The following is a 25,086-nucleotide window of genomic DNA, read 5'->3' as shown; positions in this document are numbered from 1 at the left end:
CATTCCCCCATCTCTTATGTCTGGCACCCGCACCACCATTCACTTCCTCAGCATCCTGATCATGCTGGTCTGGAGCGCTGTGCTCCTCTACTTCCATATCAGCGGTCGAGTCACCGCTTACCTGCCACCGGATGGCATCTTCCGTGACATGGTGCTCATCGCTGGCATCGGCATGGGCGTCGTGGCGCTGTTTAATCTCTTCACGACTCAGGCCGAGGATGCCGCCTGCTGTGATCACGATCACGGCCATGACCACAAGCATGATCACAAAGAAGGCTGCGGGCATGATCACTCGCACGACCACGATCACAAGGACTGCGGTTACGATCACTCCCACGACCACGCTGATTGCGGCCATGACCATGGGCACAAGCACGAAGGCTGCTGCGGACATGATCACGGACATGCTCATACCCATGACCACGGGCATACCCACACTCACGATCACGGCCACGGCATTCTTGAAGAAAGCGCCTGGCCCGGTCGCATCGCCGCCATACTCATGCTGATCGCTCCTTTGACCTGGGCAGCCTTCAATACTCCAGACCGCTACAGCGCGAATGCGGTGGTGAACAAAGGACTCTACATCCCAAACTACGAAGACAAAACCAATGCGGACAAGTTTGCCCTCCGTCAGGACAAGCCAGCCACCGCAGCCAAGGTAGATCGCGCGCCGCCATCTCCCACACCGATGCCCGCCACGGCTCTTCCACCGCCTGAGCAGTTCAACAAAGCAGAGAACGTCGCCAAAGCAGCCCCACCACCACCGGACAAGGCGCAGAGCTACGGCAGCTTCACGCTCGAAGATTTGAAGAAGCAGGTGCCACAGAGCAAGGAGGGGAACTTCATCCTCGAAGTGCCCGAGATCTATTACACCGGCGGCGACCTCGAAGTGCAGAAGGTCATCACCGGCCAGTTTGTGGAGACCACCGCCCAGGTGCTGCCTGAAAAGGTGAACAACGAGAACGGGCATCGCCTCCGCGTCTTCCGCCTCATGGTCCAGTGCTGCGCGGCAGATGCCCGCCCCTATTCCATCCCGGTCGATTTCGGCAAAAAGGCCCCCGACTTCAAAGAGATGAGCTGGGTCAAGGTGATCGGCAAGATGACCTACAAGAAGGAGGGCGACCAAGTCGTGCCTATCATCGAAGCCACCAAGGTCGAGGAGACCACTGCACCTGCCGATGCGATGATTTACTGAGTTGATTGTCAGAGTCGGAGACATTCATCGTTGAACCGGACCGCCGTTGGTGCTCCCAACTCGGCCTCCAACCATGAAACTCCTCGCTCCTCTGTTCTGCCTCGTCGCCGCCATCGGCCTCGTGCTCGCGGCTCCCACGGCCAAAAAACCGCGCATTCTCTTTTTCTCGAAGTCCAGCGGCTTCGAGCACAGCGTCATCTCCTGGAAAAACGGCAAGCCCAGCCATGCGGAGAAGGTGCTCTCTGAGCTCGGCGGCAAACACGGCTGGGACTTCGAATTCTCCAAAGACGGCTCCAAGTTCTCCAAAGATTACCTCGCTCAGTTTGATGCCGTCTTCTTCTATACCACGGGCAATCTTCTCGAAGAAGGCACCGACAAGCAGCCGCCCATGAGCGCCGAGGGCAAGCAGGCGCTCTTTGATTTCGTCAAAGCAGGCAAGGGCTTCATCGGCACTCACTCCGCCAGTGATACATTCCATACCAACAACGAGTCCAAGAAAGGTCCGGATCGTTATCTCAATCATAGAGACCAAGCTGACAGCTATGTGCGCTTCATCGGTGCCGAGTTCATCAAGCATGGTGCGCAGCAGGTGGCGAAGAACACGGTGATCAATCCCAAGTTCCCCGGCTTCGAAAAAGTCGGCGCAGAGTACTCCTTCCATGAAGAGTGGTATTCACTCAAAGACTTCACGTCAGACATCCATGTACTCAGCGTCATGGATGCCCCGACCATGAAGGGCGATGAATACAAACGCCCTGCCTTCCCCAGCACCTGGGCCCGCAAAGAAGGCGATGGCCGCGTGTGGTACACCGCCATGGGCCATCGCGAAGACATCTGGACCAACCCTGTCTTCCAGGACATCCTTGTCGGCGGAATTCGTTGGGCCATGGGTGAAGTGCAGGCTGATGTGCCTGCCAACCTGAAAGAAGTGGCCCCTGGTGCCTACACCAACCCACCCTACGTCGAGCCGAAGTCTCCAGCACCCGCGAAGCCGAAAACAAAGTAAACAACGAGACCCTTTTTATTCATGCTAAGCCGGACCTTGCGTCCGGCTTTGTTGTTTCATGGACTAAACCTCACAAACCATGCCAACGTTGGGTTACACACCAAGTTCACAGGCTATTCACAGATGATTCACCACTCATTCACTGCCTTGTTCGCAATACTTTGGACTTATGAAGGTTAAAAAGATCGTGGAACACTCAGGATGTTTCCCAAGTCTTTTTAAACACGCTCAAGTTTTGCTTTGAATCGTGTCGGTTTCGCCATAAACAAGAGACGTTAATTTTGAAAAAACATACGGCGCTGATTCTCCCGATTCAGCGCCGAATTTGTCCTCTCCCGTTACGATTCCAACCGCTCCCAGCCAAGCCTCATCACAGCACCATGGAGACAGCACATGAAAACAGCATCCACTCACCCACTCCAGACGCTCACGACCTCGAAGGCACGACACCGCATTTTGAAATCCTCCCTTCCCCTTGGGAGCGCATCTGCACCATCCTGCTAAAGAAGCTCGGACGAGACAATTACACCCGCTGCTTCTCCGGCACCACGGCGCGCATCTCGGATGACCACCGCGTCACCGTGCATGTGCCAAATCCGATTCATCAGGTGTGGATCGAAAGTAACTTTTCCGGCACCTTTGCGGATGCAGTGGCTGAGGTGCTCGGCACCGCTGCCACTATCGACTATCAGATCGCCAGCGAGCCTCTGCGCCCATTGCCAGCGGATGCTTCACTTGAGAAGAAAGCGGCTCGTGTCATTTCCACGCGGCATTATCAGGAGGAGCGTTCCAGCCCGCATGTCACCGATGACTCCCTGGGCATCCGCGCCTTCTCCGATGCCGGCTTGAATGCCAAGCTCAACTTCGACAGTTTCGTCGTCGGGAACAACTGCAGCTACTCCGCCGCTGTGGCGAAGGCAGTCGCTGAAAAGCCTGGCCGCATCTACAACCCGCTTTTCTTCCATGGCCCCACCGGTCTCGGCAAAACGCACCTCATGCAGGCCATCGGCCAGGAAGTGCTCTCGCGCAAAAAGCGCGCCATCGTGCGCTACGTGACCTCCGAGCAGTTCACCAACGAATACGTCGAGGCCATCAAAAAACAGACCTTCAGCCAGTTCCGTCAGAAGTATCGCAAGGTCGATGTGCTCCTCATCGACGATGTGCAGTTCTTCAGCGGCAAGGACAGCACGCAGGAAGAGTTCTTCCACACCTTCAACGAACTCTTCAACAGCCAGAAGCAGATCGTGCTCGCCAGCGACCGTCCGCCGAGTGACATCAAGGACCTCGAAAGCCGTCTCGTCTCCCGCTTCGAGTGGGGCCTCACCACGCAGATTCAGGTGCCCGACTTCGAGACGCGCGTGGCCATCCTGCGCCGCAAGATGAATGACTTCAATGTCACGCTTGAGCCTTGGATCCTCGAATTCATCGCCCAGCGCATCCGCGCGAACGTCCGCAAGCTCGAAGGTGCCCTCATGCGGGTCGCCGCACACGTCTCTCTCGAAGGCAACATCGCCAATGAGACTGCACTCTCGCAGTTCCTTCACGATGTCATCGATGAAGAACCCGCGAAGTCTGTGACCGTCGATCGCGTCCAGCGTGCCGTCGCCACTGAGTATGATCTCCGAGTCAGTGACCTCACCGGCCCGCGTCGTCCGAAGAACATCGCCGAGGCGCGTCAGGTGGCCATGTATCTCACCCGTCACATGGTGAAGCTGCCCCTCATGCAGATCGGTGAAGAGTTCGGCGGACGTGATCACGGCACCGTGATCCATGCCTGCAAAGTCATCACCCAGCGCATGAGCGCCACGCACGAGTTCCGCAGCATGGTGGACCGCCTCCAGTCCAAGCTTCTCGAAGCCTGATCTAAACTCATCTCCCTCTAGTTACGGCGCATCCAGCAGATGGATGCGCCGTTTCTTTTTCGATGGAAGCGCCATCCTCCACAGCAGAGAACAGGATTCCTCATGCCTGCGTGATTGACTCCCCATGGCAGCATCGTTTGAAATAGCCTTCCTATGCAGCGCACCACCCTCCTTATTCTCTCCAGCCTTGCCATGATCGGCAGCGTCACCGCCCAGGTGTCTTACGATCCGGTCCCCGACTTCATCACACCGCCTCCCGGCAAAGAAACCATTGGTGACGGACATGGCGAGATCGCCGTGGACTCCGCTGGCAACATCTATGTCAGTGTCCAGGAAGCCAACGCCGGCATTCAGGTCTATGGCAAAGACGGTAAGTTCATCAAAGCCCTGCCTCTTCCCGCCTCCCTTCATGGCTTCGTCATCCGCAAAGACGAAGGTGCGGAATACATCTTCGCCGCCGTGCTCGGCGAAGCCCGTGTGATCAAGTGCAAGCTTGATGGCACCGTCGTCATGGAGATCCCCACCAGCGCCTTTCCTGCTGAGCAGCGCGACTTTGTGACCGTTGCCAAAGCTACCGGTGAAAAAGACGCCAAAGGCCGCCCGAAGACCACCCCGATCGCCTCCGGAGTGAAGGTCTCCGAATCCAAGACTGAAATCACCCTCAAGCTCGCCGATGGCAGCCAGAAGGTCATCGCCAAAGAACCCGGAGTCGCCGCCTCAGGCGGTGGCCTGAAGCTCACGAACTGCGATGTCGCCCCGAATGGCGACATCTATGTCGTCGATGGTTACGGCAAGAGCTGGATCTTCGTCTTTGGCCGTGATGGCAGCTTCAAGAAAACCTTCGGTGGCCCCGTCGCCCCTTACAACTTCGCCAACACCCACAAGATCTTCATCGATACCCGCTTCGAGCCCGCCCGCGTCTTCTGCTGCGACCGTGGCAACAAGCGCATCCTCCACACCGACCTTGATGGCAAAATGCTCGGCGTCATCGCCACTGACCTGCGCAATCCGAGTTCCGCCTCTTTCCACGGTGACCTCGTCTGCATCGCCGAGATCGCCGGACGCGTCAGCGTCTGGGACAAAGCGGGCAAGATGGTCGCCGAGTGCGGCACGAATCCGACCATGACCAACACCCCAGGCATCGCTCCGAAGGACTGGCAGAAAGGCATCGTCACCAGCCCGCACGGCATCACCTTCGATAACGACGGCAACATCCTCGAAACCGAATGGAACAAGTGGGGCCGCGTGCTCCGCTGGAACAAGAAATGATCCGCTGTCCGTCAGCACCGCATCAAATCACCGCAGGGGGAACCGCTAAGTTCCCCCTGTTTACTTTCAACCGTCTGCCGTTCGTCATTCGGATTTCGTCATTCGTCATTTCCGGCCGCCCCCTGCTTCTTTTTGCCTGCGTCTTTGCCCCTCTTTTTGTCTGTGCTCACGGCACCGAGTTCATCATGGCGCGGATGAATTTGATCGAGGATCAAAGCCTGATCGAGCTGCGTCTCGGCATCGACTACCTCGGCAATCCGATGATCGCTGATGAAGCCGCAGCACGCGCAGCCTTGCAGGAGGCGTTGCAAGTCCGGCATGGGGAAAAGACCACTCGCTTCACCGATCTCGCGCCGCTGATTTTGGAATCCAGCAGCAGTTGGGAGGACACCATGCCCGACTCTCTCCAGCCGCCAGATGATGGATTGCCCCATCAGATCATGATCGGCACCTGGCGCTGGAAAGTTGATGCGCAGGACATCTCCTTCACCGTCGCCAAAGGCAATCGCAACGACGTTCTCCTCTGGCGGCAGCCCCCGCAGGGAGAACTTCACTCCACCCTCCTGCTCGGGGGCGATGTCTCGCCCGTCGTTACTCTTTCATCACCCGCCGCCATCGTCTCACCTTACTGGCCTGCCCTTGGCACCAGCACCATCGTCTGCCTCATCGCCCTCTTCCGTCGGCGCATCTTTTCCTTTTTCGGGTGAACTCACTCGCGGGTGATGAATTCATCCATGTTTAAAACGATGCGTGCCACGGCTACCCAGGCCGCGTTTTCTTCAGTGGAGATGCCTGCGGCGAAGTTTGTTCCGAGCGCGGTTTTCGATTCATCTGGATGGCCGCGGTAGTAGCTGCGGGATTCTTCGAGGAGAGCTTTCAGGGCTTTGAGTTCGCGCTCGTTACCAGGACGCGTGATGCAGAGTCGGAGAGCTTGATTGAGCCGGGATTCGTCATCCTTGGCGGCTTCCAGTACACGTTTGGCGAGTGCTTGGGCTGCTTCGGCGTAGGCTTCGGCATTCAGGGTGGTCAGGGCTTGAAGCGGGGTGTTGGAGACGGTGCGTTTGACATTGGTGGTGTTGGCGTCGGGACAGTCGAAGGTGGTCAGGTCGGGATGTGGAGCCGTGCGTTTAAAGAAAGTGTATAGGCCGCGACGATAGCGATCTGGACCAGGGCTGGTTTTCCAACTGAAATTTCCAGCATAGCTGAGTGCGGCGACGTCCGCAGGCATGGGCGGGAAGACGCTGGGTCCACCGATCTTGGGACTCAGTAATCCAGCAGCGGCGAGCGTGAGGTCGCGCACGATCTCGCCTTCGACTCGGAGGCGGTTTTGGCGCCAGAGCAGCGTGTTCTTGGGGTCGATCTCCAGCATTTCGGCACGGTGTTTGGACTCCTGTTTGTAAGTGGCGGAGGTCAGGATGAGGCGGAGAAGTTTCTTGCGACTCCAGCCCTGCTTCATGAACTCGGAGGCGAGGTAGTCGAGCAGTTCAGGATGTGTGGGCTTGGCTCCGCGTACGCCGAAGTCGGCGGCGGTGGAGACGAGACCTTCGCCGAAAAGCTTGCCCCAGATGTGGTTCACGGTGACACGCGGTGTCAGTGGATTTTCAGCGCTCACGAGCCACTTCGCGAAGTCGAGACGTGTGCTGCCTAGGGTCTTCGGCAAAACCGCGAGAGTGCCGGGCTGAACTACCTCGGCAGGTTGGAGGAAGTCGCCACGATGAAGCAGATGCGTGGATCTCGGACTGGCACTGCGTTGACCGATGACTCGCGCATCCATGAGTGGTGGCTTGGGTAGTTTGGATTTGGCGTCTTCGAGCGCTTTCGTGGCCGCGACGACCTCGGGATCGACCTTCTCCAGCCAAGCCCAGAGCGGCATGATCACGACGGGGTTCCTGCGCTTAGGTTCTTCGCCAAGGATCTTCACCACATCCCCCGGGGCGATGCTTTCCTCGGTGACTTGACTGCTGCCGAGAAGGCGGAAGCAACCCAGCGTGTGCTCGGTGTTTTTCGTGTAGTTTTGATCGAGTTGCACGAAGAGCTTCTCGCCGGCCTCCACGGGTTCGATGAGCTGGAAAGTGATCTGATGTAGCTTGCCGGCTTGACCACCGACAGCCCAGCCAGTGGATTCGTTGCCATCCAGTGTCGCGCTGGCGGCGAAGCCCTTTTGTTCAAAGTCGGCCTTGGGGGAGTGCAGCGGCACTTCAATGGCTTTGGCGAGATTTGGACCTCGGAGCAGCTTGAACTCGCTGAGCACGAAATTGCCATTTGGAGTTCGTCCCGGGCCTTTGGAGGGCAGGGAATCATCCGGCAGCACTTCCAGTTTCATGGAGACGAGTGGCTTGGTCGTGGGCGCGAGTTCGAGCGTGTAGGTGTCGGTCTTCGGGGCCTTGCCTGTGGCGAGTTGAGAGCCGTCCGGGAGCTTCTTGAACTTGGTTTTCGACTTCGCTTCGAGGTTCTTGATCTCCAGTACTGCGAAGGTGGCCTTGGTGTTGAGCTTGCGAGCTTCAGCGAGTCTTGCCTGCACGGCTTTTTCCCACTCGGGCAGCTTGGTGGGCAGGGCTGCTTTGGCGGCATCAAGCTGCTTTTGCAGAGGCACGAGCTTCTTCGCGGCGTCGCCGTTGGCTTTCTCATACTCGCTCCATGTTTCGGGTGAGGTGGGCACCTGCTTGGTCACTTCGTCGCCATTGTTGTAGTAGGCGAAGAGCTGGTAGTACTCTTTGTGGGTGATCTGATCATACTTGTGCGTGTGGCAGCGGGCGCAGCCGACGGTGAGCCCGAGCCAGACGGCTCCGGTGGTCTCGGTGCGGTCCATCACAGCCTCGATGCGGAACTGCTCCTGATCCGTGCCGCCTTCGGTGTTGGTGAGCGTTTGCCGATGAAACGCGGTTGCGACGACCTGCTCCGGCGTGGCATCCGGCAAAAGGTCGCCGGCGATTTGCTCGATCGTGAATTGATCGAAAGGCAGATCATCATTCACCGCGCGGATCACCCAGTCGCGATAACGCCACGCATCAGGACGAGCACGATCCTTTTCATAACCATCGGAGTCCGCGTAGCGGGCGGCATCCAGCCAGTGGCGGCCCCAGCGCTCGCCATAGTGGGGACTCGACAGCGCACGATCCACCATGGCTTCGTAGGCTTTCGGGGACTTGTCCGAGAGGAAGTCATCGACCTCCGCAATCGTCGGCGGCAGGCCAAGCACATCGTAATGCACGCGCTTGATGAGCGTATGGCGATCAGCCTCCGGCGATGGGGTGATTTTCTTCTCGGAGAGCTTGGCGTGAACAAAAGAGTCGATGGGATGTCCTTTGCCTTCGACCTTCGGCTGAATGACCGGCTTGTAGGCCCAGTGCAGGTCAAACTTCGCGCCATCTTTGATCCAGGCTTTCAGCAGCTCGATCTCGGATGCCTTGAGCGGCTTCTTGGCCTTTGGCGGCATGCGGTCTTCGAGATCATGCGTCATGACTCGCTCGATCAGCGTGCTGGCAGCGACATCGCCTGGAACGATGCCTTTGGCACCGCTTTTCAGTTCCTTCAGTGCGGCCTCGCGTGAGGTCAAAACGAGCCCACCTTTGCTGCCATCGGGGCCGTGGCATTCCAGGCAGTGCTCGGCAAAGAGGGGCTGGATGTCGCGCGAGAAATCGGCGGCGCTCGCAGAGGTTATGAGAAAGATGGCGGAGAGACGGAGAAGCATCGGGAAGCTAAACGGAGGTCAGGAGGGAGATTTGTCTTGGCCGAGCGCCACGCCGCTGCCTGTCCTGAATGAATCAGCGGTTGCCAGGGGTGGTTTTTCTGGGGATGGGTGAAGGAACACTCGTCCCATTTTGATCTCCTGTGCCTGAGCTGCAAAACCTTGTCTTCATTCAGAAAACCGCCGGACGTGGCGGTGCCAAAAACCGTCTGCTCGATACGCTCACCACGCTGAAGCAGGGCACGGACTGCGGGCTGCATGTGGTGACCTCGGAGACGGGGGAATTTACCGAGCGCTGTGAGCAGCTCGGGGTGCCGGTGACGGTGCATCCGCTGCCGGAGTGGCGGAAGTTCATGGAGCGGCTGCGCTTTCCCGGTGCGATGCGGGCGCTGGCGAAAAAGCTGCCCTTTGATCAGGCGGCCTGGGTGGTGAGCAATGAGATGTGGTGGGCGCCGCACGCGGCGGCACTGGCCCGACATCTCGGAGGGAAGTCCGCTGCGATCCTGCGGGATGGCATCGCGGATGCGGTGAAGGCGCGGAAGTATCGCCTTCAAGACAACGAGCTTATTTTGCCATCGTCGCTGAAGATCGCCCGTGGGCTGGACATCGACCCGGAGCTGAAGCAGCGGATGCATGTCTTCCTGGATGCGGTTTTGCTGCCGCCGACGCGGGCGGAGTCGCGGGCTCAGCTTCAGGCGAAGATGGCGGGCACGAACCCGGAGGTGAAGCGCTGGCTGCTGGTGATCGGTCGTGTGCAGGCGCGGAAGAAGCAGACGGATGCGGTGCGTGTGCTGCGCGGGCTGATGGATCGCGGCTACGCGGACTTCGGGCTGATCGTGGCAGGGGACTGTGATGCGGACTACAAGCCGGAGATGCAGGCGGCGATGCGTGAGTGCGGCGTGCAGGATCGGGTGGTGATGCTGGGGAACTTCTCGGACATCCGCGCGCTCTTTGATCTGGCCGAGATCTGTCTGCTGACAAGCCTGCGCGAGGCGCTGCCGGGCTCGGTGATGGAGTCCTGTCTGGCGGGTCGCCCCTGCTTCATGTATCCCTGCGAAGGGGCGGAGGACATCTTCGGGCCGCATCAGCCGCTCTTTGTGAGTGCGGACTTCCAGCCGACACTGCTGGTGGAGAAGATGGACGCTCTGCTGCGTGATCCTGCGCGTCTGGCCGCCGAGGCGGAGGCTTTGCAAAAGCGCGCGCAGGGTCTCTTCTCCCTGACAGCGCATCTGGAAGCTCTGCGAACTCGGTTGCAGCTTCCGGTGACACGACGTTAAGGATTCATTCACTTCTCACTCCATCTCCCGATTGAAACCCAGAATCTTCATCCACATCGGCACGCACAAGACGGGCTCCACCGCCATCCAGCGCGCTCTCCTGTCCGGTGCCAAAGGGCTGGTCCGCCTGCTCTATCATGAGGACATCTCCCGCGCCTCCTGGGGCACCGAGGATGTGCAGCGGCTGGTGGCGCTCTTCCATTCCCACAAGACGGCGGATGCCTCGACGAAGTATCTTTTGAGCAACGAACGCTTCAGCGGCGAGCCTTTGTCCGGCTATGCGGATGCGCAGATGATGGCGGAGCGTGTGCGGGACATCACGGCGGACTTTGATCCGAAGATCATCGTGTATCTGCGCCGTCAGGATGACTTCATCGAGTCGATGTACACGCAGATGATCCATCAGGGGGGCTCGCTGAGCTTTCAGGCGTTTTTGCAGCAGATCCAGCCGGAGCGGATGAACTGGCACCGGCTGCTGGAGACCTACTCGGGCGTCTTTGGCCGCGAGAACATGATCGTGAGGCGCTACCACTCGGACTTCTATCCGAAGCCTGAGAGCCTGCTGCATGACTTCTGTGAGATCGTGGGTATCAAGCCGGAGGACGTGACGGAGAAGAACGCGGCCTCGACGCCGAATGTGGGCTATTCCCGTGAGGCACTGGAACTGGCGCGGAAGTGCAATCCGCAGTTCGATGCGGCGGAGAAGAAGCAACTGCGCAAGATGCTGCAAAAGCTCAGCCCGAAGCCCTTTTCGCAGAACTACTCGTATCTGGATCTCGATTCGCGCCGCCAGATCCTGGCCGCCTGTGCGGACTCGAATGCAGCCGTGCGGCGGGATTACTTCAGCCATCTGCTAGCAGGGGAGTCGCTCTTCCCTGAACCTGTGGAAAGTGCCGCGACGGAAGCTGAGGAGGATAAGCTGACTCCGATGCTGGTGAAGATGCTGGTGCAGTCCCAACTGGCAGAGCGCGAGTCGGGCATCCTGCGCTTTGCTCACAAGCTGGAACGCCTCAAGAGCAGGCTGCGCGGGAAGGAATCCTAGAGCCTATCCATTTGTATGTCGGCGATGAACGATGATCCCAAAAGTGCCGGGGCGAAGACGCTGCTGGTGTTGGGTGCCTCTGGCCGTAAGCACCTCATGAAGGCGGTGTCCGACTGGAGCCGAACGGTGGTGCTGGAGGTGGACGGCTATCTGCCTGAATCCCTGCGCCACCGGTGTGCGGCGGTGATGACGATCCCGCCTTTGCTGCCGGAGCAGGAGGCTGCGGAGATGCAGGCGCGGACGGATCATGTGCTGGATCAGTTTCTCGAAGATCATGCGAGTGTCCCCGGACTGGAGACGGGCCGAAGCTTCCGGGCATCCTGCATGAGCATCGAGGCCTGGCGGATCGTGGGACCGCATGTGGTGTGCCTGGAGTATGCGCGCAGGCTGGCAGGGCAGGGGCCGTGGGAGCGCATTGTCGTGGCACCGGGCGCGGGAGTGAGCCTGCGGGCTTTTCGTCAGCTCGGTGAAAGTCTCGGTGTGCCGGTGGAGGTGCTCTCCATCGATCGTGAGAAGCCGCCGCTATTTTGGCTGCTGAAGCGGAAGTGGCAGCGCTCACGCTCCCAGCAGCGCACGCAGCAGACGACTGCACCTACACTGCGCCTGAACGCCAGCACGCAGCCCGGTGAATGCTGGTGCTCTGACCCTCGATTGGAAGGAATCGTGGCGCGCTCGGATCAAGCCGAGCGATGGGTGAACGGCCCGCGCTTTGCCGACATCGACAAGAACGAACTGGAACAACAACGCGCCGCCTATGGTGAATGGTGGGAGGCGTGGTGGAAGGTATGGAAGGATGCGCATCAGCAAGATGACCCAATGTCGGACCACTGGATTCTGGAGGACCTGGGGCGCTGGTTCAGCCGTGAACGTTTCCCCCGTCATGCCCTGCTGCTGCGTCAGGCGCGTGAGGCAATGAAGGCTGGCCGTCCCACTCGCGTGCTGCTCGGCTCCATGCGTGGACGGCAGGAGTTTTTGTGGGGAGTGGCGGCGCAGGAGCTGAGCATTCCTGTGGCGGTCTATACGATCGACTGCCACATCGAGCCTCGACTCTGCTTCAAGCCGGACTTTGTTTTGTGCGATGACATGCGGCAGTGGGAAGTGGCGCAGGAAAAGGGTATCGAGACCTCCCAACTCGTGCGTGTGCGCTCGCATCGTCAGCCGCGTGCGCGAGATGAAAAGCCCATGCCATCACGGAAGCGCCGCCAACTGCTGCTCGCTGATACTTACTACTCGGGAATCGTGGCGGGCAGTTCGCCTCTGCTAAGTCTTTGGGCCTACCAGCGTGTGATCGAGGCGGCGCGGGAACTGCCCGAGCATGACTTTGTGATCAAGTATCATCCGCTGCGCGAGCGTCCCGAAGCCACATTCCATTTGAGCGGGCAGCATCACATGAACTTGTGGCTGAAGGATGAGTTCATCAAAAGCCTGAATCCGCCAGCCAACGTGGTGTTTCTGACACCGGAGGAGCGTTTGTCCGATCATCTGCCCAACGTGGACCTCCTGCTCAACATCCAGTCCTACGCGGGGCTGGAGGCCTTTGCCCAACGCATCCCGGTCATCTATCTCCAGCCCTGGGATGAAGAGGGGCTGTATCCGCGCATGAATGCTATGGGCGTGATGCAGGTGGCCGTGACCACGAACCGGCTCGTGGAGCTGATCCGCACCAATTTCGACAACCTGGATCATGCCCGGCAGAAGCTGGCCGCTCAGGCTGGCTATCTGGATTGGTTTTACTGGCAAAGCGGTCCTGATCTGGCTCAGGCGGCGCTTTCAGCAACTCGCGAGTGACTCATGCACTTGTCTCCTGAGGTGACTACGGTAGAAAGCTTGACGCCCGACGCCGTCCGGGTCTGATGTGCCGCCTGCCGCCCTATCTCATGTCTTCCAATCCCGCTCAAACAGCCCCGCCGCCCGCGCAGTCCGGGGCAGGGATCGAGACGGGAGCGATGGTGATCGAGCATGGTCGGGAACGGCTTCTCGCGCTGGTGGAGCGGCAACTGACGAACCTCTTTGAATACGATCCCAGCGCAGATGCAGGCCCACTTCAGACGGCGCTGGAAGTCACTTTGAATCGCGTCAGCCACTGTTTCGGCCGCATCGTTTTGAAGCGCTACCAGCAGGATTGTGCGGCCCGGTTCAGCCCTTTTCACTCGGGGCAGTATTGCATCTTCCTCTACTACCTGAGTCATACGTTGGCCAGGCAGGGTGCGGGAGGTCTGGCGGATCGCGTTTACTATCTGAACCGGGCGCTCAACGGCGTGGACCTGTTTCATCAGGTGGATTTGCCGGAGGTCTTTTGTGTCGAGCATCCGCTGGCGTCGGTCATCGGGCGTGCACAGATCGGCGACTGCTTTTTCTTTGCCCAAGGTGTGACGGTGGGCGGCAACAAAGGTGCTTATCCGGTGATCGGCAGGCATGTGTCGATGCTCTCGAACTCCAAGGTGGTGGGGAAGTCTGTGATCGGTGATCACGTGATTCTGTCCGCCAACTGCTACGTGAAGGATGCGGAGATACCGCCGCACTCGATCGTGTTTGGTCAGGACCGAAATCTGATCATCAAAAACAACCCAGGCGGGCTCACCAACGACATCTTCGCGAACGACCAGGCATGAACACTTCCAGCGCCGGACATGCCCCAACTTCGCCCCGAGTTTTAGTGATCGGTCTCGGCTCCATTGGTCGTCGTCATGTCGAACTGCTCCGCGAGCTCGGATGCGAGGTGGCCGTGGTGACCCAGCAGGTGACGCAAGAGGTCACAACGTTCTCCGAACTCGGGGCGGCTCTGGAACTCTTTCGTCCAGATAGAGTGCTCATCGCCAACCGGACCATCGATCATTATCCGACGCTGCAACGGCTTCAGGAGTTGTCATGCCATGGCAAAGTTCTCGTGGAGAAGCCGCTCTTCAGCGAACTGCCCGAGGCGCTGACGCAGGAGATGCAGCAGCGCATCGTGGTGGGCTACAATCTGCGCTTTCATCCGGTGATCCAGGCGCTCCGCAACTCGCTGGTCGATGAAGAACCTGTGTCTGCGCAGATCTACTGCGGCCAGTATCTGCCGACCTGGAGGCCGGGCAGTGACTATCGCCAGTCCTACTCTGCTTTCAGAGAGCAGGGTGGCGGTGTGCTCAGAGATCTGAGCCACGAACTCGATCTGGCACTGTGGCTGTTTGGCCCCTGGAAAAAGCTCGTCGCGCATGGCGGGCAGTTGAGTGAACTGGAACTCCAGTCGGAAGACACCGTGGGACTTTGGCTGGAGTCCGCCCGTTGTCGGAAGGTTGGCGTGGAGATCAACTATCTGGATCGTGTGCCACGTCGTTTTATCTTGGTGCATACCCGCAGGCACACCTGGGAGGCGGATGTGGTCGGTGGCAGACTGCTTTGCGACGGCCAGGTGGTGCAGAGCTGGAAAGCGGAACGCAACTTCACCTATCGTGCGCAGGATCAGGACTGGCTGACTGACAACCCTGAGACGCTTTGCTCCTGCCAGGAAGGACTGGCGGTGCTGCATTTGATCAAAGCGGCAGAAAACTCTCTCGCCACACAATCCTGGATGTTTAATCCTCTGTTCACTTCATGAAGAAAATCATTTGTTCCGTATGCGCGCGCGGTGGCTCCAAGGGAGTGCCGGGAAAGAATACTCGACTCATGCTCGGCGTGCCGCTGATCCAGCATACGCTCAGGCATGCAGTCGCCAGCGGCATCTTCACGGCCATCGTGGCCAGCAGTGATTCGGAGGAGATCCTGGCCTGCGCGGCGGAGATTCCTGGAGTGGAGACGCTGCTGCGTCCGGCGGATCTGGCCAGCGATACAGCCGGCAAGGTGCCTGCCATCCGACATGCCATTTTGGAGATGGAGAAGCGTCTTGGATTCACCTGTGACATCGGCGTGGACCTCGATGTCACCTCGCCTCTTCGCGAGCCGGAGGATGTGCGTGCCGCGGTTGCGTTGCTGAAAGATGGCGTCCCCAATGTGCTGACCGCCATGCACGCGCGACGTTCGCCCTATTTCAATCTCATCGAACGCGCCGCCGATGGGGAGATCAATGTCGCCAAAAGTATTCCCGGTGGCGTCCTGCGCCGACAGGATGCGCCGCCCTGCTATGACATGAATGCCTCAATCTATGTCTGGCAGCGCGATGTATTGGCGGCAGACAATCGACTCTTCCATCCAGGAACAGCACTTTATGTCATGCCCGAGGAGCGCTCGTGGGACATCGACAGTGAGATGGACTGGGACGTGGTGGAACTGCTGATGAAGCGCAAACAAATGAACGGCAACGCATGAGAACTCTGGCTGAACTTTCGAATCTCAAAGGCCGTGTCGCCCTCATAAGCGGCGGTGCCGGACATCTCGGCATGGCCATGGCGGAAGCTTTGGGCGAGTGCGGTGCCACCATCGCCCTGCTGGATCTGAATGAAGACAAATGTCAGGCATCCGTGAAGTCGCTGGAAGCCAAGGGTGTGTCTGCCTTTGCCGTGACCGCCGATCTGACGGATGCCACCGCAACGCGTGCCGCAGTGAATGCCGCAGCCTCGCGACATGACCGATTGGACATCGTCATTCACGCAGCCTCGCTTGTCGGCACTGACCGAGTACAAGGCTGGGCAGTGCCGTTTGAATCTCAAAGTCTGGAAGCCTGGCAGATGGCGATGCGCGTGGGTTTGGATTCGGCTTTCGTGCTGGTGCAGGAGTCACGGCCCTACTTGGAAGCCTCGGGTCATGGCTCCATCATTTTTGTTTCGTCCATCTATGGCCTCGTGGCACCGGACAGCGCTCTTTACGAAGGCACCTCCATGCAGACACCCTCGGCGTATTGTGCCGTCAAAGGCGCGCTCAATCAGCTCACTCGACATTTCTCCGCCCTGCTCGCCCCGCGTGTGCGCGTCAACGCGTTGACTCCAGGCGGCATTGCCCGTGGTCAGAGCGATACCTTTGTGGAGCGCTATGAGCGCCGCACACCGATGAGACGAATGGGGCGCGAGGAGGACTTCAAAGGTGCGGCAGCATTCCTGGCGAGTGATCTTTCCGCCTATGTCACGGGACACAACCTCGTCGTCGATGGCGGCTGGACCGCCTGGTGACTTCAATCAGGGCTGAATGATTTCAGGGAATTCCCGCAGCAGGTTGTTCACTTCAGAAACCACTGTTTCAGGCGTGATCGTGGAGGTCAGCAACGGTCTCGCCTCGGAGAGGAAGAAGGCGCTGAGCGAACGGTGCTTCGGCGTCGGCCAATGCCACTTGGCAGGATAGACCGGCCCGAAGAGAGTGATCGCAGGCACACCAAAAGCCTGGGCAAGATGGGAGGCTGCGCCATCCACACATAGAACGAGGCTGGCACGGCTCAAGGCATGGAGATACTGCTTCAGCGAGGTCTTCCCCGCGAGATCCACCAAACCGGAGGGTGCTGCGGAGGCGATGGCTGCGCAGTGCTCGCGCTCGACGGCTGATCCACCGCCTGTCATGACCCATGGCAGACCTTTGATGGACGTCTCCCCTTGCATCAACTGCACCCAGGATTCCGGCTGCCAGTATTTGTTTGGCCAAGCTGCGGTGGGATTGATGAGGACGAACGGGCCCTCAGGAAGTTCGGGATGTCGCCAGGATTCAGGAGGTTGAAGCAACTGCGGGCTGCGAAAGGCTTCCGGCTCGCCACCGAGGGCACGCCAGAAGTAGTGCGACCAGTATTCATCCCGGATCGATGTGATCTGCACCTGGCTGTAAAGCAGCCGATACCACCAGCGAACATGGCGCTCCTGGTTAACCAGCAGGCATCTCCGGCGCGCACGCACTTTCCAGCCACGCATGATCACACGTGAGCTCCATGAAGTCGCCCACAGGCAGCCGAAGCGTTCTTTCAAATCTGGTCCCCAGGTCGCGTCCGGCATGAGTTCGACAAGAGGTCTGAAGGCTTCATTGACGAACAGGGCGGTGGGTTGCCCCGAGCGTGCCTTCAGCAGACGGGTCGTGGGTTCCAGCAGCGTGACATCACCGAGCTGCTTGTCACTCACGATGGCGAAGCGGTCCTGTTGTGCGGGAATGGAATCGTTGCTGGTAGGATTCATGGCGGATACAAAGGCATCTGCTTCGCGCGTCTGGCCGCTTCGTTGATTCCGTTCGTCAGCGTGACCTGGGAAGCCCAGTAATACTTCTGCTGATAGTGATGCTGCTGGGCGATCTGGGCATGGCGAAACTCACGCGACTCGACCAGTTGGCTCATTGCGGCGACGAGTTCATCCGCCGTGTCCACATAGAGCGGCTTCATCCAGGCTTCCATGTTGGGGAAGATGATGGAGTCAGGCTCATGCCTCGACATGAAGATGACCGGTATGCCCATGTGAAACGCCTCCTGTCCTGTGAGCGAGATCGTGTTGATCAGGATGGACGTTTTCTTCAAACATTCCTCCATGGAGGCTTCTGGAGGAAGGATGTGGAAGTTGGAAGGCGGGCGCAGTGAGCGAATGAAGCGTGTCTTGATCTGCACCTCGGTTTCATCCATGCCGAGAAAGCTGCGCTCTTCGGATTTTGGTGTGCGCAAAGGATGATACTTCACCGCGAAGTCGATGCTCGGTAGTCTGCGTGCCGCAGCGACGAGTGTCTGATAAAGACGCAGGCTGGCCTGCGGATCATTGATCATCGACATGGTGTCCGCACAGAGTGCAAAGGGGCGGCGATTCGTGAAGAAGGCTTCGATTTCGCTCTCTGTGCGCGGTGGTGTGACGGGGATGCGATGGCAGCGCACGTCGATCAACCGGTCGGTAGGATAGCCAGCTCGGAGAACGCGTGACATGCCTCGTGCTCCGTCGATCAGAAGGAAGTCCGGGCAGTAGGTGATGAGCGGGTCCACCAGACAGTCGTATGTGTAGGCCGCCACGGGAATGCTCATCTCAGAGGCGGCCAGACACCAGATGACCTCTTCCTCGTTGATCTGCATGTCAGCAATGACCAGGGCAGGTCGATGCCTTTCGAGCCAGGTCATCGCATTCCTTTTCAAGGCAGCCCAGCGCGGATACACCTGCTCGGTGTAGTGGATTCCCATGCGCTCGAACACACCTTGAAACGGTGCCAATGATGGCTCCGCTCCCTTGATACAGGCAGGTGACAACACGGCCTGTTTCCATGCCTGCCACCAGGTACTGAATCTTTCTTTCTCGTGTGCCAGCACGGCTGCATCTGGCGTTCCCAAATCAGCCAAAGAAGCCGGGATGATGCGGAAGCTTGGTGCCTGCGTCTCCAATTTTAGCAAATGGGTCATGCGCTTGCTGACACAAACGGCGAGCGGCAATCCATCGACAGGACGAGGTGCCTGCGGTTGAGTGGCGGAGGCTTGCGCAGCTCTCGCTTTGTTGATCCGTTTGTAGCGCCAGCGCTCGAATCGACGCGCCAGACTGCGTCCGTGCCATTCGGGTTCAAGCACGACCAACTCCAGCCCGCCTGTTGCAGCGACACCGCGCCAGAACTCGAAGTTCACTCCACTGCCCGGTGTGAGAACGATGCGATCAAAAGCAAAGCGCTCCCAAAGGCAGTCGCGCACTTTGGAGTTCAGAATGTAGGTGAAGCATGAGTCCTGAAAGGAGCCCTGGAGTGCGGCACGCCTCATGGCGGAGTCTCCCGGAAGATCACCCAGCTCAGGGCGATGCTTCAAGAAGTGGGACATGAGCTGAGCCACCTGACCTCGCATGGCCTCGATCTCCTGATAACAAACAAAGTCCGCCGTCTTCAGCCACTCGCGCACTTGGGGATAGCGCGAACGATCCAGCAGTGTGTCATACTCAAGCACCACCATGTCGCCTTTTTCTTGGGCCAACTGGCGCTCCATGGCCTTGGGGGCGAGGGCTCCGGTGATGAAGAGGGTCAGTGGCATGAGGCTCAGGCGGAACGGAACACCGTGTCCAGAATGATCGGGCGGCGTGGGATGATACGAAGATTGGGTGTGCGTCCGACGACGGTGCAGTTCGAGGGCACTTTTTCATTCACCAGCAGACTGCCGGCACCGATGCAGACATTGTCGCCGATCTCGCAAGCACCGATGAGAGTGGTCTGGGCGCACAAGACGACCTGGCTGCCAATCACTGGATAGTTGCCCGCGCGATTGCCGATGGTGCAGCCCTGCATCACGACCAATGGGCCTTGGTAGGTGGCTCTGCCGATGACGCTGCCGACGGGATGGGCGAGCCAGCATGCCTGTGGCAGTTGCACCTGCGGGTAGAGGTCCAGTCCATGCAGCGCCTTGTTCAAGAGGTAGGACTTGTCCATCAACTCACGATGAGTCGGACCTTCCTTGCTCGCCTCATGCCCGAGTTTGTAGAGGAGAAAGGCGTATTGATCGCCATGCAGATGGTTCAGCCGAACTTCACCCTCGCGCCAGAATCCGGGATTGTGATACATGGACATGCTCGCTTCGACCTCTGGCAGGATTTTTTCCAGCAGCGGCAGGATCAGGGACTCGGACACATCACTGTCATCTGGGAAGAAGTGATTGATCTGGCGAGCGATGTAGCCAGCCAGCCTGGGGATGGGAAGCGATGTCGTCATAAGCTCGGCATGGTTCAGCAAACGAGATCGTGATGCCGGAGGATGGCAAGACTTTCCTCCACGGCTTCGAGGCTGGTCTGACAGCACGCGGCGATCTCTGACACAGTTTGGTGTCCGTCGATCATGTCCATGATGCTGAAAAAGTGGCGATGAAGTTCGGGCTGTGCCGTGGGATCGATGTGGATGCCGTAGCGTGAGCAGAAGACCTCTCCGGTGAAGCGGGGCAGGGGAATCTGATTGGCCTCCCAGGCTTCGATCATCTGCATCACCAGTTCCACGCTGGCTTCGAGATGCGTGATCGAAGCATGGGCGACATCATCCTCCGAAGAGTGGTATTCGCGATAGGGCCACTCGGGATGGGAGCGCGGCAACACGCGAGAGAGCGAGAGCATCGGCACTCGCGCGCCGGGACCGTTGAACTGACGTTCATCGTTGCCGATGATGCTGCGGTAGGCACCGCACCAGCCACCAGTGGACCCTTTTTCAAAAGCTGCCTTCAAGACACGGGCAGCGGGAGTCTGCTCATCGAAGGGCATCTGCAACGCTGGTGCATGAGGCAGGCTGAGCATCTCCAAAAAGAGGCCACCATGAAGCTTCGGAATCAGATGGGAATGTCGTGAAAGCCACGCCGCTGAGCCAATGGTCTCGGGCAAAATGAGGAAGCGATAGGTGTAGCGCAGGTTCTTCCTCGTGCGCAGTCGGCGCATGACTTCCATGCCGACAACGACCCCGCCGAGATCATCGGCGGCCTGGGCTGGATGACAAAGGTGCGCGCAGAGGACAAAGCTCGCGTCTGACTGACCGGGAACGATCACCTCGCCCACCTTCAGATGGCTGTAGCTGGTGTCTGTGCGGATGATGACGCGATACTCATCCTCCGTGAGGGCTGCGCGTTGGTTCTGAGTGCAGCAGAGGCCCCAGTCACGCTGGTAGTATTTGAAGACGAAGGGCACAGCGTCCTCCAGACGTGGATGCACATGCAGATGCTTCAGCAGTTCCTCACGACTCACGACACCGTCGAATGGCATGGAGTAGGACACGACATGCAGCGCATGATCCTTGGTAGAGAAAAGCGAGCGCCCATCGAGGGTTTGCAGCGCTGCCTCGTGACAGGTCCATTTCTCCGGCACAATCCAGGTGGAGCATTCCGTGCCACTGGCGAACTCATGAAGAGTCATCGGCAACTGTCCGGCAAGTGCATTCAGGGCGCTGTCATAGCCTGCGGAGACGATGTCGCGCTTTAATGGGGCCAGTGTCGTGAGCATCTGCTCCATGCTGGCATTTTCTGGCAACGAAATGATCTCCGCCTGGCTGGATGTCCGAGCATCTTCGAGGGCGATGATCTCCGCTGTCGTCAAAGGTGGTCCTTTGGCCGAGTTCCACGGGTCTTGGGCGAAGACTTCAATGCCAAGTTGAGCATACTCACGGGCTCCGATGACACAGACTTCACCACGCCCTACTTTGACTGAAGCACTCAGGCCGCGGTCACGAGCGAGTTTTCCCAATGCGATGCCATTCGGGGCGCAGTTGTCCAATCGCGGAGCGCAGGAGTAGATCCATGTCTGGCGAGTCTCGCTGCCTTGCTGACGGACCGTGCCGGTGAATAGCTTTTTGAATCGAAACGGAACGTTGGCGCGCTCTTCGATGTAGTGACGGTAGGTGGCCCAGAAGAGGTCCAGGCCCAGCATCACGATCTTGCCGCCACGATCGTGGAGCCTGTCGTAAATGCTTCCAGGCCCGTAGCAGGTGCGCGGCAGATTTTGAAGCAGACTGGCTGCCTCGGGGCCGATGCCACTGACGGCCAGCATCGCATCGGCGGAGCGGATGGCCTCTGGTTGCAGGCGCACGTGCTCTGTAAAGTCGCCGAGAGTCGATGGGGTAGAATCAGGATCATAGACCTCGCCTTTGCCGATGGAGTAGCTGTAGGTCGGGACGAGCAGCGTGCCGGTGCTGCCCAGGGCTTCGAGCAATGCTTCCAAAGCCACGGAACAGGCATCCTGCATGGTGCGGCCACGTTCGGAGTAGCCAAGGCGCCCCAGGCTGGCGTGAACAAAGATTACATCTCCCTCGGCCACACCCGCCGCACGCAATGCGCTGACGAGATCTGCCTTGGTGTAATGATAGGTTGGGCTGCTCATCATGCCTGCGCCGTCTCAAGCTTCATTTCCAGCAGCAGCCAGACCGGGAACTCACTGGCAAAAGCGGCATCCCGCTGCGGCACCTGCGGGTTGTCCCGCTGCGATGCGGGTTCTTCCACACCGGTGATGACAAATCCAGCTTCGAGGAAGGGACGAGCCAGCACGGCAAGCGGGGGATTGATGCGCCAGTGCGTGTGCAGATACTCCGACATCACCGTGAAGGGCCGTGCTGGATCTCCGAGCCAAGGCTGCACATAGAAGACGGGGTGCGGTTCCAGGGAAAGGAAGCTGCCGCCGGGCTTGAGCAGGCGTTTCACATCCGCGATGAAGCGGGCGAGATCGAGCGGCTTGCCGGGCTCATAAGGCACGAAGTAGAACAGCAGCGCATCGCTCATGTAGATGCAGTCGAACGAAGCTGCTGGCAGAGCATCGAGTGCGCCCGGAGTGTTCAGGTCGAGCACTTGGAAGGTCGCATCGCCTTCGGCACGCTCTGTCGCCAGCCGAATGTAGTCGGGATTGGGGTCCACGCCGAGCACGCTGGCACCGAGGCGCGCCATTTTTTGAGCGATGGTTCCGGCTCCGCAACCGAGGTCCAGCACGCGAAGCCCCGGAGTCATGCGTTTCGGCAGCCATTCATCAAGGAAGCGATCCTGCACGGCACCGTAAAGATTGTCCTGACGGATGGCAGCGAGGTCGGGTGTGAACTTTTGCTCCAGCCACCAGGCGGATGGGTCACGCCGCTCGAAGGCGATGAGGTGCTGACCGAGCTGCTGGTGGTAGGTGCCGAAGCGCTGGCGGTCGAGCAGGGTCTTTTTGAAATCAAAACGTGCGCGATAGGCTTCGAGATCATCAATGAGCAGGCACTGATCCTTCAACAACTTCACCAGTGTGGCATGATCCACTACCTCCGGTGCACCCCAGGTGGCGCCGTCGCGCTTGTAGCGGGAGGGATCGGCCAGGAGTCCGTCGATGTGGGAGAAGCGCCAGATCTTCCACACGCGATAGGTGGCTGTGGTCACGACATCTGGTTCGGCCAATACAGCCAGCACCTCAGGCCCGGCACCGAGACACTGGCGAGTGTGGACATTCATGAGCACCCAGCGGTCTGGGTGCGTGGCCGGAGATTCCGGGAAGGAAATGATGTCGGGACAAATCTGGCTCATGCGGCTGTGGCGCGGAGTTTTTCGATCACGCTGATCAGACCGCGCACGGTTTGGAATTCCTCGGACTGGAGGTCGTCGGCTTCAAAGCGGATGCCAAAGCTGTCTTCGAAGTGCGAGACCATGTCGATGATGCCCATGCTGTCGATGATCTTGGCGTCCAGGTAGGCGCAGGCCAGTTTTTCATCCTGGGTAGAGCCAGGAAGTCCGCCGCGGGAGTCAAAAAATTCGAGGACAGTTTGAGTGACGTTCATGAGGAGTGAGTGGAGATCAGCGTTCGATGGCAATGACCCGTGCCGGAGCACCATCGGAGCCCAGGATATTCAAGGGCAGGACGACGAGTTCGACATCGGGGCGGGAGATTTGGCGAAGATTGGTGCAGTATTCAACAAAGACCACACCTGCGGACAGCATGATTTTGTGCAGCGGCGAGTCTTTCGGACCCGTGCGGCCATTGTCGGGGCTGTCCACCTGCGGCGTGTCCATGGCCAGCACGCGGACGCCGCGCTCGACGAGCCAGTGGCCTGCTTCCTCCGTAATGTAGGGCTGTTCGGTGTAGTATTTCATCGTGCCCCAGTGATCCGACCAGTCGAAGCGCAGGATCAGGCGCTCGGGTTTGTCATCGCCCAAACGCTGCTTGAAGTCTTCCACACCGAACTCCTGCTTTGGTAAAGTCACAGGCGTGAAGTTCAGCACTCGCGCTGGTCCCACCAGCCACTCGAGCTTGATCTGGTCGATGGTCGGGCCGTTGGGAATGAAGTGGCGGGGAGCATCAATGTGCGTGCCGCAATGGGTGCCCATCGTGATCTTCCGTGTTTCACGATTCTCGATGCCAAAACGGCCGAGCTGGGTGATCTCCACGACGGGGTGCCAATGCACCGGAAAGGTGGTCATGCCTTCGTGAATGGGATAGCTGAGGTCGATGATGCGCATGGGAGTTTAGGCGTTTGAGGGTGGAGCAAAATGGCGGCGAATTTTGGCCGGAGTGCCGGCGGCGAGAGAGTAGGGCGGCACGTCGTCTTTGACGACCGAGTGAGCAGCCACGACGGCATGTCGCCCGATGGTCACGCCTTCGAGAATGCTGCATCGAATGCCGATCCAGACGTGGTCGCCAATGCTGACGGGACGGCCTTTTGTTGGGGGGAGCAGCACGGGAGGCAGTTCGACTTCTTCAAAGATGTGATGGCAGTCCGAGACGAACAGGTCGGAGGCTGTCATGACGTGTTTGCCGAACTCAATCGACTGCGTGCAGATAATGAAATAGCGGTCGCCGATGGTGGTGCCATCACCGAAGTAGAGATCAGCGGGGCGGTCTTTTTCCCAATCCGTGAAGTCAAAGGTGTGGGCGAGTTCGGGGTAGTGCTGGCGGGCGAGTTTGCCGCAGGCTCCGCCAAAGGCTTTCTCGGGCAGCATGACGATCTTGCCGTAGCGGCCGAAGCTCACCCAGTTCCCTACCGTGATGCATTCGGGGTAGGTGATCTCACAGGGCGTGCGGATTTTCGACATCGTGCCGAAGTAACGGAAGCTGTCCTTCGCTGACTCCGGCAGTGTAGCAAAGGAGCCGTTCTCGATCATCGTACGCTTTTTCGCCTCCAGCGCTGCGGCATGACGGGCGGCAATCTCGGTGACGATCACTTGCCCATCACCACCGAGAGGCAGCCATCCAGCGCGCACCAGCTCCACTTCGGCAGGTGATCCAAGCTCGGCAAGGGCTGCGGAAACATCGGAGCGGAGTGTGCGCACATCATCCACGCGTTCGCCGTGAAACTCGGCCAGCAGGACGGGAGTTGGAGCTTGGTCAGAAGTCTGGGCAGGTTCGTGAAACCAGGCCATCTTCGCTGCCTGCAAGGCCGGGAAGCGACCCGCAAGAGCTTGAAGGCTCTGGTCGTCGTGCTTGCGGCCTGAATGGTTCAT

General features: G+C 59.1%; 21 protein-coding genes. 12 read left to right on the top strand and 9 right to left on the bottom strand.

What is annotated here, in order from left to right; genetic code table 11:
• Positions 1–16: 16 nt before the first annotated feature.
• The 5 genes from AC6FTP_RS01295 (at position 17) to AC6FTP_RS01275 (ending at position 6,042) form a co-directional block, all read left to right on the top strand.
• Positions 17–1,198, top strand: coding sequence for a TIGR03943 family putative permease subunit (locus AC6FTP_RS01295; RefSeq protein WP_497205091.1), 1,182 nt, complete (start codon positions 17–19; stop codon positions 1,196–1,198).
• A gap of 73 nt (positions 1,199–1,271) precedes the next feature.
• The gene (locus tag AC6FTP_RS01290) at positions 1,272–2,204 is read left to right on the top strand and encodes a ThuA domain-containing protein (RefSeq protein ID WP_497205090.1); all 933 of its coding nucleotides are present in this window, start codon (positions 1,272–1,274) and stop codon (positions 2,202–2,204) included.
• A 380-nt stretch (positions 2,205–2,584) separates the two neighbouring features.
• Entirely contained in the window at positions 2,585–4,066 is a 1,482-nt protein-coding gene (gene dnaA / locus AC6FTP_RS01285) for a chromosomal replication initiator protein DnaA (protein WP_497205089.1), read from the top strand.
• 153 nt (positions 4,067–4,219) lie between these two features.
• Positions 4,220–5,335 (top strand): NHL repeat-containing protein, encoded by a 1,116-nt coding sequence (locus AC6FTP_RS01280; protein WP_497205088.1) that lies wholly within the window; start codon positions 4,220–4,222, stop codon positions 5,333–5,335.
• On the top strand, positions 5,332–6,042 hold the full coding sequence (locus tag AC6FTP_RS01275; RefSeq protein ID WP_497205087.1) for a hypothetical protein: 711 nt from the start codon (positions 5,332–5,334) through the stop codon (positions 6,040–6,042). Before AC6FTP_RS01280 ends, AC6FTP_RS01275 begins: the two co-directional genes overlap by 4 nt.
• A gap of 2 nt (positions 6,043–6,044) precedes the next feature.
• On the opposite strand, the gene AC6FTP_RS01270 is transcribed toward AC6FTP_RS01275, so the two are convergent.
• Positions 6,045–9,026: a PSD1 and planctomycete cytochrome C domain-containing protein gene (locus AC6FTP_RS01270; protein ID WP_497205086.1), complete on the bottom strand. Its 2,982-nt coding sequence runs from the start codon at positions 9,024–9,026 to the stop codon at positions 6,045–6,047.
• A 140-nt stretch (positions 9,027–9,166) separates the two neighbouring features.
• Between AC6FTP_RS01270 and AC6FTP_RS01265 the strand changes: the two genes are divergently transcribed.
• The 7 genes from AC6FTP_RS01265 (at position 9,167) to AC6FTP_RS01235 (ending at position 16,423) form a co-directional block, all read left to right on the top strand.
• Positions 9,167–10,300: a glycosyltransferase family 4 protein gene (locus tag AC6FTP_RS01265; protein WP_497205085.1), complete on the top strand. Its 1,134-nt coding sequence runs from the start codon at positions 9,167–9,169 to the stop codon at positions 10,298–10,300.
• Between the two features lie 31 nt (positions 10,301–10,331).
• Positions 10,332–11,342, top strand: a complete 1,011-nt coding sequence (locus AC6FTP_RS01260; RefSeq protein WP_497205084.1) for a hypothetical protein — start codon at positions 10,332–10,334, stop codon at positions 11,340–11,342.
• A 24-nt stretch (positions 11,343–11,366) separates the two neighbouring features.
• Complete coding sequence (locus AC6FTP_RS01255; RefSeq protein ID WP_497205083.1) at positions 11,367–13,130, top strand: hypothetical protein; 1,764 nt, start codon at positions 11,367–11,369, stop codon at positions 13,128–13,130.
• An 89-nt stretch (positions 13,131–13,219) separates the two neighbouring features.
• A complete protein-coding gene (locus tag AC6FTP_RS01250) occupies positions 13,220–13,954 on the top strand; it encodes an LbetaH domain-containing protein (RefSeq protein ID WP_497205082.1) in 735 nt (244 codons plus the stop codon).
• Entirely contained in the window at positions 13,951–14,919 is a 969-nt protein-coding gene (locus AC6FTP_RS01245) for a Gfo/Idh/MocA family protein (RefSeq protein ID WP_497205081.1), read from the top strand. The genes AC6FTP_RS01250 and AC6FTP_RS01245 overlap by 4 nt, the downstream gene beginning before the upstream one ends.
• The gene (locus AC6FTP_RS01240) at positions 14,916–15,626 is read left to right on the top strand and encodes an acylneuraminate cytidylyltransferase family protein (protein ID WP_497205080.1); all 711 of its coding nucleotides are present in this window, start codon (positions 14,916–14,918) and stop codon (positions 15,624–15,626) included. Before AC6FTP_RS01245 ends, AC6FTP_RS01240 begins: the two co-directional genes overlap by 4 nt.
• Positions 15,623–16,423, top strand: coding sequence for an SDR family oxidoreductase (locus AC6FTP_RS01235; protein WP_497205079.1), 801 nt, complete (start codon positions 15,623–15,625; stop codon positions 16,421–16,423). Before AC6FTP_RS01240 ends, AC6FTP_RS01235 begins: the two co-directional genes overlap by 4 nt.
• 6 nt (positions 16,424–16,429) lie before the next feature.
• On the opposite strand, the gene AC6FTP_RS01230 is transcribed toward AC6FTP_RS01235, so the two are convergent.
• From AC6FTP_RS01230 to AC6FTP_RS01195, 8 genes are read right to left on the bottom strand one after another with little or no spacing between them, the layout of a single operon-like run.
• Positions 16,430–17,404, bottom strand: coding sequence for a glycosyltransferase family 9 protein (locus AC6FTP_RS01230; protein WP_497205078.1), 975 nt, complete (start codon positions 17,402–17,404; stop codon positions 16,430–16,432).
• Entirely contained in the window at positions 17,401–19,203 is a 1,803-nt protein-coding gene (locus AC6FTP_RS01225) for a hypothetical protein (RefSeq protein ID WP_497205077.1), read from the bottom strand. Before AC6FTP_RS01225 ends, AC6FTP_RS01230 begins: the two co-directional genes overlap by 4 nt.
• A 5-nt stretch (positions 19,204–19,208) precedes the next feature.
• On the bottom strand, positions 19,209–19,874 hold the full coding sequence (locus tag AC6FTP_RS01220) for an LbetaH domain-containing protein (RefSeq protein WP_497205076.1): 666 nt from the start codon (positions 19,872–19,874) through the stop codon (positions 19,209–19,211).
• A 14-nt stretch (positions 19,875–19,888) separates the two neighbouring features.
• Positions 19,889–22,015: a DUF4910 domain-containing protein gene (locus tag AC6FTP_RS01215; protein WP_497205075.1), complete on the bottom strand. Its 2,127-nt coding sequence runs from the start codon at positions 22,013–22,015 to the stop codon at positions 19,889–19,891.
• A complete protein-coding gene (locus tag AC6FTP_RS01210; protein WP_497205074.1) occupies positions 22,012–23,175 on the bottom strand; it encodes a class I SAM-dependent methyltransferase in 1,164 nt (387 codons plus the stop codon). The genes AC6FTP_RS01215 and AC6FTP_RS01210 overlap by 4 nt, the downstream gene beginning before the upstream one ends.
• On the bottom strand, positions 23,172–23,426 hold the full coding sequence (locus AC6FTP_RS01205) for an acyl carrier protein (protein ID WP_497201252.1): 255 nt from the start codon (positions 23,424–23,426) through the stop codon (positions 23,172–23,174). Before AC6FTP_RS01205 ends, AC6FTP_RS01210 begins: the two co-directional genes overlap by 4 nt.
• Positions 23,427–23,442: 16 nt before the next feature.
• Positions 23,443–24,105, bottom strand: coding sequence for a cyclase family protein (locus tag AC6FTP_RS01200; RefSeq protein WP_497201251.1), 663 nt, complete (start codon positions 24,103–24,105; stop codon positions 23,443–23,445).
• Between the two features lie 6 nt (positions 24,106–24,111).
• Positions 24,112–25,086 carry an acyltransferase gene (locus tag AC6FTP_RS01195; protein ID WP_497205073.1) on the bottom strand — a complete coding sequence of 325 codons (975 nt, stop codon included), beginning with the start codon at positions 25,084–25,086 and terminating at the stop codon, positions 24,112–24,114.

The sequence above is a fragment of the Prosthecobacter sp. genome, from assembly GCF_044378005.1.
Taxonomy (GTDB): Bacteria; Verrucomicrobiota; Verrucomicrobiia; order Verrucomicrobiales; family Verrucomicrobiaceae; genus Prosthecobacter.
Note: the sequence above shows the minus strand (reverse complement) of the source record. Positions and strands in the feature narration are given on the sequence as shown.

What these genes read in the sequence shown, in the direction of transcription:
- AC6FTP_RS01295 (WP_497205091.1), top strand. Translation starts at nt 17, where the DNA reads ATGTCTGGCACCCGCACCACCATTCACTTCCTCAGCATCCTGATCATG.
- AC6FTP_RS01290 (WP_497205090.1), top strand. Translation starts at nt 1,272, where the DNA reads ATGAAACTCCTCGCTCCTCTGTTCTGCCTCGTCGCCGCCATCGGCCTC.
- dnaA (WP_497205089.1), top strand. Translation starts at nt 2,585, where the DNA reads ATGGAGACAGCACATGAAAACAGCATCCACTCACCCACTCCAGACGCT.
- AC6FTP_RS01280 (WP_497205088.1), top strand. Translation starts at nt 4,220, where the DNA reads ATGCAGCGCACCACCCTCCTTATTCTCTCCAGCCTTGCCATGATCGGC.
- AC6FTP_RS01275 (WP_497205087.1), top strand. Translation starts at nt 5,332, where the DNA reads ATGATCCGCTGTCCGTCAGCACCGCATCAAATCACCGCAGGGGGAACC.
- AC6FTP_RS01270 (WP_497205086.1), bottom strand. Translation starts at nt 9,026, where the DNA reads ATGCTTCTCCGTCTCTCCGCCATCTTTCTCATAACCTCTGCGAGCGCC.
- AC6FTP_RS01255 (WP_497205083.1), top strand. Translation starts at nt 11,367, where the DNA reads ATGAACGATGATCCCAAAAGTGCCGGGGCGAAGACGCTGCTGGTGTTG.
- AC6FTP_RS01250 (WP_497205082.1), top strand. Translation starts at nt 13,220, where the DNA reads ATGTCTTCCAATCCCGCTCAAACAGCCCCGCCGCCCGCGCAGTCCGGG.
- AC6FTP_RS01245 (WP_497205081.1), top strand. Translation starts at nt 13,951, where the DNA reads ATGAACACTTCCAGCGCCGGACATGCCCCAACTTCGCCCCGAGTTTTA.
- AC6FTP_RS01240 (WP_497205080.1), top strand. Translation starts at nt 14,916, where the DNA reads ATGAAGAAAATCATTTGTTCCGTATGCGCGCGCGGTGGCTCCAAGGGA.
- AC6FTP_RS01235 (WP_497205079.1), top strand. Translation starts at nt 15,623, where the DNA reads ATGAGAACTCTGGCTGAACTTTCGAATCTCAAAGGCCGTGTCGCCCTC.
- AC6FTP_RS01230 (WP_497205078.1), bottom strand. Translation starts at nt 17,404, where the DNA reads ATGAATCCTACCAGCAACGATTCCATTCCCGCACAACAGGACCGCTTC.
- AC6FTP_RS01225 (WP_497205077.1), bottom strand. Translation starts at nt 19,203, where the DNA reads ATGCCACTGACCCTCTTCATCACCGGAGCCCTCGCCCCCAAGGCCATG.
- AC6FTP_RS01220 (WP_497205076.1), bottom strand. Translation starts at nt 19,874, where the DNA reads ATGACGACATCGCTTCCCATCCCCAGGCTGGCTGGCTACATCGCTCGC.
- AC6FTP_RS01215 (WP_497205075.1), bottom strand. Translation starts at nt 22,015, where the DNA reads ATGATGAGCAGCCCAACCTATCATTACACCAAGGCAGATCTCGTCAGC.
- AC6FTP_RS01210 (WP_497205074.1), bottom strand. Translation starts at nt 23,175, where the DNA reads ATGAGCCAGATTTGTCCCGACATCATTTCCTTCCCGGAATCTCCGGCC.
- AC6FTP_RS01205 (WP_497201252.1), bottom strand. Translation starts at nt 23,426, where the DNA reads ATGAACGTCACTCAAACTGTCCTCGAATTTTTTGACTCCCGCGGCGGA.
- AC6FTP_RS01200 (WP_497201251.1), bottom strand. Translation starts at nt 24,105, where the DNA reads ATGCGCATCATCGACCTCAGCTATCCCATTCACGAAGGCATGACCACC.
- AC6FTP_RS01195 (WP_497205073.1), bottom strand. Translation starts at nt 25,086, where the DNA reads ATGAACCATTCAGGCCGCAAGCACGACGACCAGAGCCTTCAAGCTCTT.